The 558-nt window shown below is 47.8% G+C and carries 1 protein-coding gene; it reads right to left on the bottom strand.

The genetic code is table 11. The features are described from left to right. A partial coding sequence (locus ACTHUR_RS16965) for an MFS transporter (protein ID WP_440399864.1) occupies positions 1 to 558 on the bottom strand: 558 nt, incomplete at both ends.

The following is a 558-nucleotide window of genomic DNA, read 5'->3' as shown; positions in this document are numbered from 1 at the left end:
TTGCAACACCAAAGGCAGCAAGGTCAATGTACCCATATACACCATAAAGCCCAAGGATGTCGCAACAACGCCTATCGTAAAGTTTCTATTTCTAAACAATGACAAATCGACAATCGGGTATTTCTCGCCCAGCTCCCAAACAATAAAATAGGTCAGGAACACCAAAGCGGTAACGCCCAAAACGATAATCTCTCCCGAGGCAAACCAGTCCAATTCCTTACCTCTATCAAGCATCATTTGCAATGCGCCGACACCGACAATCATCAACACCAGCCCGACATAATCGATTGGCGCCCTGACGATTTCAGTTTCCCTGTGTCGAAGCTGCTTCCAAGCAATAGTTGCAGACAAAATCCCGATCGGGATATTGATAAAGAAAATCCATCCCCAATGCCAATTGTCTGAAATCCAACCGCCTAAAATCGGCCCCAACACAGGGGCAACAACGACGGTCATCGCCCATAAGGCCAGCGCCAATGTTCGTTTTTCAGGCGGATAAGAAGCCATCAACAGGCTTTGGGACAAGGGAATCAATGGCCCGGCGATGAAGCCTTGCAA

Source organism: Neisseria sp. P0021.S007 (assembly GCF_051956855.1).
Note: the sequence above shows the minus strand (reverse complement) of the source record. Positions and strands in the feature narration are given on the sequence as shown.